General features: G+C 38.0%; 15 protein-coding genes and 1 tRNA gene. 11 read left to right on the top strand and 5 right to left on the bottom strand.

Annotated elements, in window-relative coordinates:
• Positions 1–3: 3 nt before the first annotated feature.
• Positions 4–711, bottom strand: a complete 708-nt coding sequence (locus tag KKD45_04075; protein ID MBU4309676.1) for an isoprenylcysteine carboxylmethyltransferase family protein — start codon at positions 709–711, stop codon at positions 4–6.
• Positions 712–865: 154 nt separating this feature from the next.
• On the opposite strand from KKD45_04075, the gene KKD45_04070 reads away from it, so the two are divergent.
• From KKD45_04070 to KKD45_04045, 6 genes are all read left to right on the top strand, one after another.
• Positions 866–1,030: a hypothetical protein gene (locus tag KKD45_04070; protein ID MBU4309675.1), complete on the top strand. Its 165-nt coding sequence runs from the start codon at positions 866–868 to the stop codon at positions 1,028–1,030.
• A gap of 191 nt (positions 1,031–1,221) precedes the next feature.
• A complete protein-coding gene (locus KKD45_04065) occupies positions 1,222–2,343 on the top strand; it encodes an aminopeptidase (protein ID MBU4309674.1) in 1,122 nt (373 codons plus the stop codon).
• A 127-nt stretch (positions 2,344–2,470) separates the two neighbouring features.
• Positions 2,471–3,196 carry a hypothetical protein gene (locus KKD45_04060; GenBank protein MBU4309673.1) on the top strand — a complete coding sequence of 242 codons (726 nt, stop codon included), beginning with the start codon at positions 2,471–2,473 and terminating at the stop codon, positions 3,194–3,196.
• Entirely contained in the window at positions 3,189–3,737 is a 549-nt protein-coding gene (locus KKD45_04055; protein ID MBU4309672.1) for a hypothetical protein, read from the top strand. The genes KKD45_04060 and KKD45_04055 overlap by 8 nt, the downstream gene beginning before the upstream one ends.
• Positions 3,738–3,883: 146 nt before the next feature.
• Positions 3,884–5,650, top strand: a complete 1,767-nt coding sequence (locus KKD45_04050; protein ID MBU4309671.1) for an ABC transporter ATP-binding protein/permease — start codon at positions 3,884–3,886, stop codon at positions 5,648–5,650.
• Between the two features lie 73 nt (positions 5,651–5,723).
• Positions 5,724–5,807: transfer RNA gene (locus KKD45_04045), tRNA-Leu, on the top strand.
• 72 nt (positions 5,808–5,879) lie between these two features.
• On the opposite strand, the gene KKD45_04040 is transcribed toward KKD45_04045, so the two are convergent.
• Entirely contained in the window at positions 5,880–6,644 is a 765-nt protein-coding gene (locus tag KKD45_04040) for a hypothetical protein (GenBank protein ID MBU4309670.1), read from the bottom strand.
• A 258-nt stretch (positions 6,645–6,902) separates the two neighbouring features.
• Between KKD45_04040 and KKD45_04035 the strand changes: the two genes are divergently transcribed.
• The 4 genes from KKD45_04035 (at position 6,903) to KKD45_04020 (ending at position 9,081) form a co-directional block, all read left to right on the top strand.
• Positions 6,903–7,085 carry a hypothetical protein gene (locus KKD45_04035; protein ID MBU4309669.1) on the top strand — a complete coding sequence of 61 codons (183 nt, stop codon included), beginning with the start codon at positions 6,903–6,905 and terminating at the stop codon, positions 7,083–7,085.
• Between the two features lie 26 nt (positions 7,086–7,111).
• The gene (locus tag KKD45_04030) at positions 7,112–7,381 is read left to right on the top strand and encodes a hypothetical protein (GenBank protein MBU4309668.1); all 270 of its coding nucleotides are present in this window, start codon (positions 7,112–7,114) and stop codon (positions 7,379–7,381) included.
• A gap of 36 nt (positions 7,382–7,417) precedes the next feature.
• The gene (locus tag KKD45_04025) at positions 7,418–8,080 is read left to right on the top strand and encodes a LysM peptidoglycan-binding domain-containing protein (GenBank protein MBU4309667.1); all 663 of its coding nucleotides are present in this window, start codon (positions 7,418–7,420) and stop codon (positions 8,078–8,080) included.
• A gap of 398 nt (positions 8,081–8,478) precedes the next feature.
• Complete coding sequence (locus KKD45_04020; protein ID MBU4309666.1) at positions 8,479–9,081, top strand: hypothetical protein; 603 nt, start codon at positions 8,479–8,481, stop codon at positions 9,079–9,081.
• A 40-nt stretch (positions 9,082–9,121) separates the two neighbouring features.
• On the opposite strand, the gene KKD45_04015 is transcribed toward KKD45_04020, so the two are convergent.
• The 3 genes from KKD45_04015 to KKD45_04005 all read right to left on the bottom strand — a co-directional run bounded on the left by KKD45_04015 (position 9,122) and on the right by KKD45_04005 (position 11,812).
• Positions 9,122–9,283, bottom strand: a complete 162-nt coding sequence (locus tag KKD45_04015) for a hypothetical protein (GenBank protein MBU4309665.1) — start codon at positions 9,281–9,283, stop codon at positions 9,122–9,124.
• Entirely contained in the window at positions 9,267–9,644 is a 378-nt protein-coding gene (locus KKD45_04010; protein MBU4309664.1) for a hypothetical protein, read from the bottom strand. The genes KKD45_04015 and KKD45_04010 overlap by 17 nt, the downstream gene beginning before the upstream one ends.
• Positions 9,645–9,817: 173 nt before the next feature.
• Positions 9,818–11,812: a hypothetical protein gene (locus KKD45_04005; protein ID MBU4309663.1), complete on the bottom strand. Its 1,995-nt coding sequence runs from the start codon at positions 11,810–11,812 to the stop codon at positions 9,818–9,820.
• Between the two features lie 324 nt (positions 11,813–12,136).
• Between KKD45_04005 and infC the strand changes: the two genes are divergently transcribed.
• Positions 12,137–12,691, top strand: a complete 555-nt coding sequence (gene infC / locus KKD45_04000; GenBank protein ID MBU4309662.1) for a translation initiation factor IF-3 — start codon at positions 12,137–12,139, stop codon at positions 12,689–12,691.
• The last annotated feature ends 40 nt before the right edge of the window (positions 12,692–12,731 follow it).

The raw sequence follows: 12,731 nt of genomic DNA, 5'->3' as shown, positions 1-12,731 counted from the left end.
AAATTATGTTGGTAAAAATAGTTTGATCAAATAGATTCCTATTGAATTTCCGGTCGAAAGATATAATACTTCATCAGCCATACCAAAAATATTACACAGTAAAATTAAAAAAACTAATGATATGTTAATATTTATTGGTACAAATGCGCCTGTTGTGTTTTTGTACTCCATATATTCTTCACCAAACTTTCTTTCAAGCTCTTTTTCTTCTTTTTTGCTTCGGGCGATATCTATAACAAAATACAAACCGCCAAGAAGTAAAAGAATATAGCTCCCCGTCATCATAAAGCCGCCTAATGTTAACATTGCATAGCTGGTGTATATGGGATTTCTCGTTTGATTATAAACACCGGTGTTAACAAGAGAATGCTTGTTGTAAATTGCTACTCGATCAGACCAATTCTCACCTAACTTTTTATAGGCAAAGATTTTGAGAATTATGGATGAATATACTATTATCACTCCAATGTATTTAATCCAATTAACTACGTTAACTCTCATTAGCAAGAAATTATTATAATCAATTAAATAGATGATTAGAGTAATAACCGCCAATGATTTAATAATATAGTCTTTAAACAGCATTGCTAAATTTAAACTACCTTCAATTATAATAGTGTTCTCTCCTTTTTTGCTTGCGCGTCTTTTTCTTAATTGAATATAAGAGGCTAAAATGTGTAAAAGAACAGCTGTTAATGAAATTATTTCCATTATTTTTTCCTCCCTTTATTTATTGTTTGTTAATGTAGGATTAATTTAAAATTATTATTTTGTCAAAAGTAATGATTTATAGATAGATAAGTGCTTGTTTTTTTCCTAAATAAATCGTATAATCCAAAAATAATTAATATAAATTTAAAATATTATGTCTGATGAAAAAAGTTTAAGTGATGCTCTGGATCCGAGCAAGCGCGAAGTGAATCCGGTTGATGCAGTCGTGAATCAATTGCTTTATTCAGAGAGCAAGACTTGTAAGTGGGCGCAGACGACGATTGCGCTTAAGGAGCAAAAAGAAAAAGCTAAAGATTAAATATGAAAAATCCCTCAACCGTAATCTTGGCTGAGGGATTTGTTTTTAAATAACTTTTATTGGTATATTGCCAGTCATAATAATTGCGTGGTTTTGGAGCATTACATTGACAAAATGAATAAATTAATGTTAATGTGTCGAAATGCTCTTTAAATTAAATAATAATTTAACTCAAACCAAGGAGACGAATAATGTACACTTTGACAACGATGAATGATCCGCGGTGGGACAAACTGGCTAAGGTTTTTTGTTCTTCAACTTCGATCAAGTCTGGTGATAAGGTTTTATTGCAGATTGTCGATCTGGATGCCCTGCCACTGCTTTTCGCCTTACAAAGAAAAGCTCTTGAGGCTGGGGCTGCTTCGGTTGATTATCAGATTATCTTGCCCGATCTTGAACGAAGTTTTTTTGAGAGAGCTACTGATACGCAATTGGATTTTGTTCCGAAATGGAATATGGTTCAAATGAAGGAGGTGGATGTATTTATTGCGGCGCGTGCATGTATGAATGGATTAAATCTGAAGGAGATAAAAACAGAACGTGTTATGCGACGAAGTCGTGCAACCAGACGAGTTTTGGATGAACGAGTAAAAAACACGCGATGGTGTGTGACGAGGGTGCCGACAGACCACGATGCTATCCTGGCTGGAATGAGCACGCCTGCATACATCGATTATTATTTTGCTGCCGTTCTGCAAGACTACAGAGCTTTGAAAAAGAAAAATTTAGCTCTAAAGAAATTAATGGAAAGAACTGATTCTGTACATATTCAAGCTCCGGGCACAGAGTTGAAATTTTCAATCAAAAACATAGGCGTAGTCAGCTGTCATGGAGAAAGAAATATTCCCGACGGCGAAGTTTTTACTGCTCCGATTCGTAACAGTGTTACTGGCGTGATTAATTATAACGTGCCATCCTTATATAAAGATCGAGAATGGAGTAATATTTGTTTTGAATTTAGCAAGGGTAAAATCATTGGTTGTAGCTGTGATCAAGGTGAAACAGAACTTGAAAAAGTTTTGGATACCGACAAGGGTGCGCGATTTATCGGCGAGTTTGCTATTGGCACTAATATTGGTATTCAGCAGGCGGCAAAAAATACATTGTTTGATGAAAAAATTTTTGGATCATTTCATCTGACACCTGGTAGAGCTTATGATGAAGCTGACAATGGCAACAAGTCGGCAATTCACTGGGATTTGGTAAAAATCTTGACTCCTGAATTTGGAGGCGGACTTATAAAATTTGACGGTGTGCCGATAATGGAAGATGGAAAATTCGTCCATGATGATTTATTGGCATTGAACAGTTAAAATGATTACAATAAGAGAGCATTGGTAAAATGCTCTCTATTTTTTTTGATTGACAAAGCGATAAATATATTCTAAGGTTATTCAATAAATTCGTTCATTTCACAATTAATTATACAAGGAGAAGGAAATGGGAAACACAAATGGTAAGGGTAAAAACCTGGTAATGAAGTTTGGGGGCAGTTCGATTGCTAATCCGGAAAGGATGCGCAAGGTTGCGGAACATATCAAGTCAAACAGAGAAAAGGGTTGGCGCGTAGTCGTTGTTTTATCGGCGATGGGTGACACCACCGATGACTTGATTAAACTAGCAGAGGAAAATTATCAGGGCGTTATTCCCGCTAGTTTGCGGGATGAGTTGGATAAGCTTTTGGTTACTGGCGAAGAACAGTCCGCGCCACTTTTGGCATTGGCGTTGGCCAGTCTTGATGTGCCAGCGATTTCCTTGACTAGTCGCGAAATTCAATTAGAGGCAAGCGTTACTGGGCGAGTAAAGATGATTAAGGGAAATAATTTGATCAAAGGCGAGCTGGATAAAGGCAAGGTGGTTATTGTCACCGGCTTCCAGGGTATTAAGGTTTCTGGTTCTGTGCGAGTGGTCACGACTTTGGGTCGTGGCGGTTCGGATGTGACTGCTGTTTGTTTGGCGGCTGTTTTGGGCGGATGTTGTTGTGAAAACTACACCGACGTCGACGGGATTTATGCTACCGACCCGCGCGTAGTGCCCAACGCTAAAAGATTCGAGCATATTTCTTATCATCAGCTGACACAGCTAGCCTCGGTTGGCGGTGGCAAGTTGATGGATCGGGCGGTGCTTCTGGCTCAAAACTTGTGTGATAATTCGAGTGATGCTTAGTCCGAGTTTTGGTAAAAGTACCGGCGGAACCGTAGTGTGTTCCGGGAGCACCTTGTCGCAGATTGACACTGAGGAGAGTCAGGCCGGATTGGCTATTCAAAAATTGAACATGATTCGAATTTCTCACGTGCCCAATCAACCCGGAGCAGCAGCGAATATTTATAATGCCTTGCACAATATTAATTTACGCGGCAGTATTCAGGCTCCGGCTAAAGAACGGGAAGCCTCTATCTCTATATTGTTTTCTGATAACGTGAGCCAAGAAGTTCAAACCTCTTTGGCAACGTTAAAAATTGACATGATGCCAAGCATTAAGATTTCCGCCTTGGAAACCTTGGCAGTTTTAACTCTGGTTGATCCGTTAATGGATGACCGCCCTGGCTACCTGCGTGATGTCTGTGACGCTTTGGGTAGAGCGGGAATTAATATCGTATCCCAGGCTTCTCCGGGTATTACCATTGAAGTGATGGTTGGTCTTAAGGATTTGAATGTGGCAGCCCAGGTAATCGCCACGAAGTTTAATCTCGTTAATGAGAGCTAAGAAGATAATATAAAAATTTTTCCGGCTGCTGTTTTTTAAATAAACAGCAGCCTTTTTTATTGAGCTGTTTGTTCGTGCAAGGATGGCTTAACAAATGTTAAAAATAGGTGTAAGATAAATAAGGTAAATTTTAAAATATTATATAAATGACATCAAAAGAAAATAAAACAATCAAATATTCAACTTGGACATTGGTTCGAGATTTGTATAACTATATTAGGCCATATCGGAAAAAGTTTTGGGTGGCTACTTTGTTGCGTTTATTGGGTGATGTTGTAAATCTGTATCCCGCAATTGCAATTGCGACAATTGTGACTTTATTTAGTAAGTATCACATTGGTGATTCCCTGGATTATTTTTGGTATGTTGTTGGTTTGTGGGCAGGGGCGAGCTTTTTACGAAGTGTGCTAACACCGTGGGCTAAAAATCTAATGTTTCAAATTTCTGAAAAGGCGGCCATTGATATTAATCTTGGAGCGACAAAACATTTATTTAATTTGGATATGGATTGGCATGAGAAAGAGAACGCCGGCAGTAAGTTGAAAAAAATTCAACGGGGCAGTAATGGTGTTGATCGTATTATTCGAATGTGGGTTAATAACTATATTGAGATAACTGTAAATTTTATCGGTATAATTATTATATTGTCGCGCGGAGATAAAAGCGTCGGTTTAATTATGATTTCGTTTGTGGTGGTTCATTTCGTTTTTTCTTCGTCCTTGTTAAAAAAGGCAAAAAAAATAGTCCACGAAATTAATGAACAGGAAGAAGATATTAGTGGTTTGATTTTTCAAGCCATGAATAATATTCGCAGTATTAAAGTGGTGGGAATTGGAGAAAAAATATATAATCTGATTTTTGCAAAAAATATTGATTTTTTTAAAACCATAAAAAGGCGCATTCTCCTTTTTCAAGTAAGAGGTTTTATTTTAAATTTTATTGGCATGTTTTTTCGAATCGGCGCTTTTATATTTATTGGTTACGGAATTATTCAGGGGCGGTTAGAAGTTGGTTATCTAGTGTTATTTAATGTTTATTTTATGCGTGTCTGGCAATCAGTAAGTGAACTGGCTGACACAACCCAAGACTTAATAATTAACAAAATGGCCATTGCGCGCATGCAGGAATTGTTAAGCGAGCCAGTGCGAATCGACGACGAGATGGATAAGGTTGATTTTCCAGCAAAATGGAACAAGATTATTGCGAAAAATTTATCGTTTGCTTATGGCAAGAATCAGGTTTTAAAAAATGTTTCTTTTGAAATTAATAAAGGTGAGCGAGTGGGCATCATTGGCTTGTCCGGAGCGGGTAAAACAACTTTGTTTAAATTATTACTTAAGGAAAATGAAAATTATGGCGGGGAAATTTTATTTGATAACACCCCCTTGAAAAACATTAAGAAAAACTCTTATCTAAAAAAGATGGGTGTGGTTTTGCAAGACACTGAAGTTTTTAATTTTACCTTACGTGAAAATATTACAATCGCGGCTGATGACGAATTTGGTGAAGACGAATTACAACAAGCTTTAGATATTGCACACGTGACTGATTTTATCGGTAAATTGCCAAAGGGAATTGATACCACCATTGGAGAAAAAGGAATTAAGTTATCTGGTGGTGAAAAACAACGCCTTGGGATTGCGCGGGCGATTTATAAAAAACCACAGGTGCTTTTTATGGATGAAGCAACTTCACATTTGGATTTGGAGTCAGAAGAAAAAATTAAGGATTCTTTACATAAGTTTTTTCAAAAGGTAACCGCCGTGGTAATAGCCCATCGCTTGACGACTATTAAGGAGATGGATAAGATTTTGGTAATTGAGCGGGGAGAATTGGTTGAGAGCGGTAATTTTGATGAGTTGTATAGCAAAAAAGGCCGATTTTTTGAGTTATGGGAGAAGCAAAAGTTGTAATATTGCAAAAATAATTTTTATTTGCTAGTATAATTTTATAGCAACAAAAGTTGTTATTTTTTTGACCTTATACGCCTAGATGGTGAAATTGGTATACACGAGAGACTTAAAATCTCTTGAGAGCAATCTCGTGCGGGTTCGACTCCCGCTCTAGGCACAGATAGTAAAAAACCTCCCGAAGGATTTTCTTGGGAGGTTTTTGATTTTAATATTTAGCGCTTTGTTTGGTTTAGCGCTGGAATTTTCGTTTTATCTTAGTGCCAATATTTTCTTTAGCGATTATGGCGCGGAAGAGAATGTTAGCTTCTTTGAAGGAGGCAATTATTGCTTCAGATTTTTGAACACTGCGAACAAAAGTCTTTGCATTTTTAACCTTGGAAATCATTCCACCATTGCTTTCGCCTTTCCAAGTCTGCAAACTGTTTTCAATCTTCTTTTCATAGGGATGAAGTTCGGAAATCAACAAGTCAGTTTCGGGACTAAAGACGCCATCTACGGTTGTTAATAGAAAAAGATACGCAGCCTGTTTTGCGATAGCTATTAATGAGGCGAGTTGGTCGTTATCACCAAAGCCGAACAAGTCCTTTGTTTCGGCGTCGGTTACAAAATCGTTTTCATTTATAATTGGAATAATGCCAGCCATTAATAATTCGCTTAATATCTTGGTGGTTGATTGTCGATTTTTTTTCTTATGGAGATTATTGTTGACATACAATCCTTGGGCGGTGACCAAGTCCACTTTGGCAAAGGCTTCTTGCCAATGCATCATTAAACTTGGTTGACCGATGCCGGCATAAGCTCGGTCACTAAGAGCTTGTTTGGTAATTATTTTGCCACAACTAATTGCTCCAGAACTGACAATAATGACACGGTAGCCATATTTTCGTATAACGCGGACGCTTTCAGCGATGTTGTCGAGAAGTTTTTTGCGAATGCGGTCTCCGGGGGTGACGATAGAGTTGGTGCCAACTTTAATAACAATTAATTTTTCCATCGATATTCTCCTTGTATTTTAATGTGCGATTAATTTGTTTCTGATATATTATATAATATTCATCCGCTCATTTTAAGCTAAAAAAAGAAAAAAGTCAACGGTGAGAGTATTTATTTTTAAAATTTTGAATTTGCACAAAAGCATTGACAAATTGGTTAATACTTGCTATACAAAAGGTAAATAAAGACTGAAACAATGTCTTTTTTATATAATAAACTGTTCATTGAAAATTAAATACTCAACAAAAGGGAGATAGAAATGTCTTTGGTGATATGGTTTCCTGTTTGGCATCCAATAGATTACATAAAAAAAGAAGGAGTGATGTATAAATATTGTGTTTGTATTCAATGTGGTAGTACATGTGACGAAACAATCAAGGATGACGGTGAATTGCCGGATACTTGTCAAATTATAGATCTCAGTTTGAATAATAACCCGTAAAAAATTTAAGGAGGGATATTGTACTTATGAATAAAAAGGTAGGTGAAAAATCTTTGATGTTTGTACCAGAGTGGTACCTCGCTGGTTTTGAGAAAGAAGATGGTATAGAATACCCGCAATATGAATGTTCAAAATGTGGGATTACGTGCAATTTCTTATTAAAAGGAGAGGAATCATTACCAGACATGTGCGTCAAAAGAGCTTCGGGGGTAAAATCTATAAACACTCACACAGAAGGAGAACCAATTAATGAAAGAGAGGCGTATTTATTAAAAACATTTACAAAAAAGAGGTAAGTGATGAATAAAACCTTTTTAGTCCTAATGCTTTTTATGGCATTTTTTATATCGCCATCAAAAGCCAGGGCGGAAATTGAGGCCGAGGCGAAAGCCCCTCCGGGTAAAATTACGATATTTCATTTTGTACAAAAAGGAGACACTTTATCAGAACTTGGTAGTAAACACAAAATTAATCCTTGGAAAATCAAGGTTGATAATAATATTGCCAATATTGATTTAATTTATATTGGTCAGACTTTGAAATTGGAAATGAAGGAGAGGTCTAGCGAACAACCCATAGCAAGGCGTAAACAAGCGCAACGTAATTCTTGTCGAAATCTTTCCTTTGAGGAAAAAATGAATATCTTGGGCCAGGTTGATAAACGAACTGGCGTTCATCAGGAAGTTTTGGCAGGACAAGCAAGGCAGGAATCCAGTTTTGGTAGAAGCCTTGTAGGTGACGACGGACGTTCAATTGGTCCCTTTCAGATTAATCTTTCAGCACACCCAGAAGTAACACGTGCGCAAGCGATGAATTGGGAATGGAGCGCAAACTGGGCGGCTGACTATTTGATCAAGCAAGGATATAAACAAAACTCTTTCATGGCATTACGTAGGTATAATGGCTCTGTAAAGAATCCTAAAACCGAAAAATATGCCAAAGCAGTAATGTCTCATGCAAAAAAATATTATGGCCTTAAAGACATAAACGTTTAAAGGCTAATACCGAAGAAGTTAAGAAAAGTCTGTCTGACATTTCTTGTTAAATTGTTTGTAGTTTGTTTTTTTACTTCTTAAAATTTGTTGAGTTTGATAGTTTAACGAGAATTTATTTTTTTAACCAACGCGACAAAATGACAGCAAGGGGTTGAAAAAACAAATATCAAGTTATTGCTATTGTTAATTTGGAAAAAATCTTTTATAGTTATTTCTTTTGCGTCTTAAGCCAAATGGCGAATATAAGAGCAATAGAAAATTAATTATGAAGGTAGAATATATAAAGCCGAGCACCTAGTGTCTCGGCTTTTAACTTGACTAAATTTGTTTTTTATGATAATCTATTTTGAAGTTTAAAAAATAAACAGTTCTTTTTATATATAAAGGAGGTTATAATCATGAGGACGACAATGGTTACTAAAAATAAAAAAAGTGCCGTTATTTTTGGTCAAAAACCCGGTGAACCAAAACGACCCCTTCCGCACCACGAGCGTCGCGCAATAATGGAAAGACATTTAGTTTCGAGAAATGAACGAGTGGTGGTAACAGTCGATAATGTGTCGACAAAAACAGAGTGCGCACCACTACGGGATAGTTTGATTCCAACTGCAGTTGCGGTGAAGGAAGAAAAATTAGATGTTGTGATATCAATGTGTGAAAATGATATGTGGCAGGGAATAGTTACAAAAAAAATGCCACAGCTAAATGACTATGAAAAAGATGGTGTGCATTACAAAGATATTCCATATTCCACTAAGGTTAAAAAGCTTGGTCGTATAATTATTGCCATCAGAACGGAAACAAAAAATAAAAAATTTCGCTCTTTTTCTCTCTTTCAAAATGATAAAGGAAAAATTTGGTCGGAGGAAACTATTGATAAAACAATCAAGTCTATTTCGTCAATTATAAAAATGATTAGTGATGGACGTGAGTTGTCAGAAGGGAACAAGAAGTTATTACAAGAGGCACTTAAAAAAGAAAAAATTGTTATAGTTCCATAGGACGCAAAGATTAAGAGCAGGTCAATAAGACTGCTCTTTTTTAATATAAAAAAAGCCCATCTTTGTCAGATGGGCCGGAAATGTTTTTGCGGTTATAGCCGCGTTTGCCTTTGGGCGGGCCGTGAGCACCGCCCTTGTGGCGTAAGACCTTTTGGGCGCTTGTCGATAAGCGCGGTTTGAAGCGTTTATTCTTTTTTTTCATCGTCATGTTTATCTCCTGTGGGTTGATGAAGTTTCCAATGAATTGGTGAGAAAGAGCCTTTGCGAACACCCTTGAAGGCTAGACGTCCGCCCTTAGTGATACTTGAAACGACTTCTAGATGTCCAGTTTTCATTTCTTTAACCGTACAACCGATAGTAATATTGTTTTCTTTGATATACTTTATTAAATTAAATCCACGCTGTTGTCCAATTTTTGTCGCAACCACTCTTTTTACGGAATCGTAGCCAGCCTTAGTTACCGGCTGTTTGAAATCAAAATTTGGAAGATGACGTTTAATCACGCTGATATCGCAAGGACCAGTAATTTGAAATGGTAGCTGTTTTTTGTCAGATTTTGTCATGACTTATTCCTCGTGGGTGATATTTTTTAAAGAGCGGAGAATTTATTCTTTAACTGATGTTATGTTTAATAAAGCATGGATTGGTAAAAAAATCAAGTTAAGAGAAATTAAAAAAAAGAAGGGTGAAGTCGTTTGACTTCACCCTTTGTTAATATTGATTTGAAATTTATTTCTTATTTTTCTTCGTCATGCTGTTCATCATCGACCGACTTTTCCTCCAATTCAAGAGTGGTGGTTGGATGAAGAATAGCATCAGTGGGAAGTTCCGGGTTGACAACGTCAGCCGGTTTATCTTCGCCATCCTTTACAGCGGTCTTGTCCTCAGCAAGGTCAGCCTCGTTAAGCTTCTCTTCCTTTGGTTTTTTGACCAGCGGTTTTGCGGGAGCCAGATTGTCTTTGATCAGGTTGGCCATCAGAACGTCAGCAATTGAATTGCTTGATTTTCCGTCGGCACCACCATGCATGACAATTTCCGGAACCCACTTCTGTCCGCTCGCGCCGAGAGCCTTCGCAACTTCGATCATGGCGAAGTTTCCAGATTCCATCGACTGAATTTTGCGTTCAATGACCTCTGCCTCGGCTGTACCGATAGCCTTGGTTCTTTCGGCGGTGGCATTACCAACTACCTTAATAACCTCAGCGTCAGCCTCAGCGTTAATTTTTTTGGATTTTGCTACACCATCTGCCTGTTTAACAGCAGCCTGGGCATCAAAATCCGCAATTGTTACTTTCCGTTCGGAAGCAACAACATTGGCTTGTGTAGCAGCCATGGCTTTTGATTGCTCAAATGTCATGCGTGCGTCTTCCGCTTTTTTCTGTGTGCCATAGGTTATTTCTTCTTGTTCGGCAATCTTTCTGTTCGTCAGAGTTTTCATCAACTCTGCCGGAGGGACAATATCACCGATCAAAGTGTCAACAGCCTGAACATCGTACTCTTGCAAGGCAGCCTGAATTGCAGCCTTGGCTTCCGATTGCCTTTTTTCCCGATCTTTAAGGAAATCAATGGCATCAGAACTCTGGGCTGCGTTACGGAAATAGTTTCCGATAATAGGCTCCAGTACCTGGGTGACCATATTTGCCACTGTTCCGAAACGGGAGATTACCTTCGGTGCGTCGTTTCTGGGAATATGGATGATTTGAGCAACATCCAAATTAAGAGTGAAGCCGTCAGATGAACGCACGGTAATTGTCGACAGATTAGCGTCGAGATTGTGTGCTTCAGTTTTGGCATCAGCCCAGTTTAGAACGATATTGGCCGTGGGAACAAGCTCAACAGTGTGAGTGAATGAATTGACTGGGTATTTACCCGGATCATATGGCTCATTCCAAACACCTTTGCAGCCCTTAGGAACCTGATTACCATGCTTAAAATTTGCGCCCGTTGTGTCTTCAGCGGCTTCACCGACAAAGGCAACGACAACGCCAGCATGGGCAATCGGAACACTGGTCATATCGCGGACCTCAACAGTCGCAAAGCGAGGGTTGATGTAGTAACGGCCAGCAAGAATAACTTGTTCTTGCATGCCCTTATATCCACCGCTAGTAACAAAGGATTGTCCGTCTTGAAAACTGTTATGTCCACCAACTGCTTTACCAGCAATATCGCCAGCAGGAAGTTGTTGACCCTCTTTGGTTGTTACAATGCCCACCATACCGTCCGCAATTTCCAGCATATTTTCCATATTAACGCTAAAAATGCGGGTGTTGATCCGGTAGGTTCCTGGAGGAATGATTGTGATTTGCGGACCACGCTCACCCTGATTTTCCAAAAACATCCGCGCACTCTGGAAAGAGTCGCACCCAACCCTTTTTGCAAGAACGCGACCATCGGAAAGCGGTATGCCGTCTCTCGATTCAACTACACCAATTTTTCCTCGTTCGATCGTGATAAATTTCACACGTTCGACCTCATACTGCCAAGGGAAAAGACCCCAGTGTAGTCCGGGAGCCAGTGTATCAGCCTGATAACCAGCCTCACCCTCGAGGGCAATGATTGCACCGTCAGGCAAGGTTCTGTTGGCACCCCAGAGCACGAATTTTTTGTTGACAATACCGATTTCATCTTCGGCGATAATAACAGCACCGAAAAAGAATCTCAGCACCAACTTGTATCCGACGAGCGTAGCTACAATCGGAATGATCCACCAATAACCCAAAATTGCGTCCATAATTTCCTTTTATCCTTAGCTTGATTTGACGATCGGTTAACTACTAATTAAGTTTTTTTGTGACACTAAATCAAATTTTGATTTTTGCCTCCTTTTTGTATTTAATTGTTCAATGAACAAGTATTAAAATAAATCAATATTTAACACTAATTTTTGAGTATAGCACATTTGTAAAATATTGTCAATAGATATATTAGTTGACTTTTATTTCCTTTCCTGCTATTCTATCATCAAGATTGATTTAATCTTGTTTAATTTTAGAAAAAAGATATTTAATGATTTTAGAAATGTTTTAAAATCTTGGTATTTTTGAATGAATTTTTAATGCGTAGAATTTGGAAACGGGCAAAGCCGAAATTAGAAAAGCGATTTAAAACTAATGACCTCATTAGAGTGCTAGAAGTGTCCGTAATTGATGAAAATGGTGAAAATATTGGTATTATTAGCACCGCAAAGGCAAAAGAGATGGCCTCGGAATTGGGCATGGATTTGGTGGAAGTGAACCCAGTGGCTGAACCACCGGTTTGTAAAATCATGAATTATGGCCAATTTAAGTATGAACAGGAGAAAAAGGCCCATAAACAGAAGATTCAACAAAAAAAGACTGAAACCAAGGGTGTTCGTTTGTCGGTTCGTATTAGTGAACATGACTTTAATTTCCGAATGGATCAAGCGGTTAAATTTTTGGAAAAAGGCAACAAACTTAAAATTGAACTATCTTTAAAAGGAAGAGAAAAAGCGCACCCAGAGAAGGCAAGGGAGATAATTGGTGTTTTTGTGCAAAAGTTACAAGAAAAAGAGGGTATGAATCTGATTCCAGAGCAAGACTTGACAATGCAGGGTGGAAAGTTTATAATGATATTGGTAAATAAAATATAATAATTAACCATTGAAGATTGGGTAATTACCCTGTTTTTTT

Source organism: Patescibacteria group bacterium, assembly GCA_018897195.1.
GTDB lineage: Bacteria > Patescibacteriota > Patescibacteriia > Patescibacteriales > UBA12075 > JAHILH01.
The sequence above is the reverse complement of the archived record's forward strand: the minus strand, read 5'-3'. Positions and strand labels throughout refer to the sequence as shown.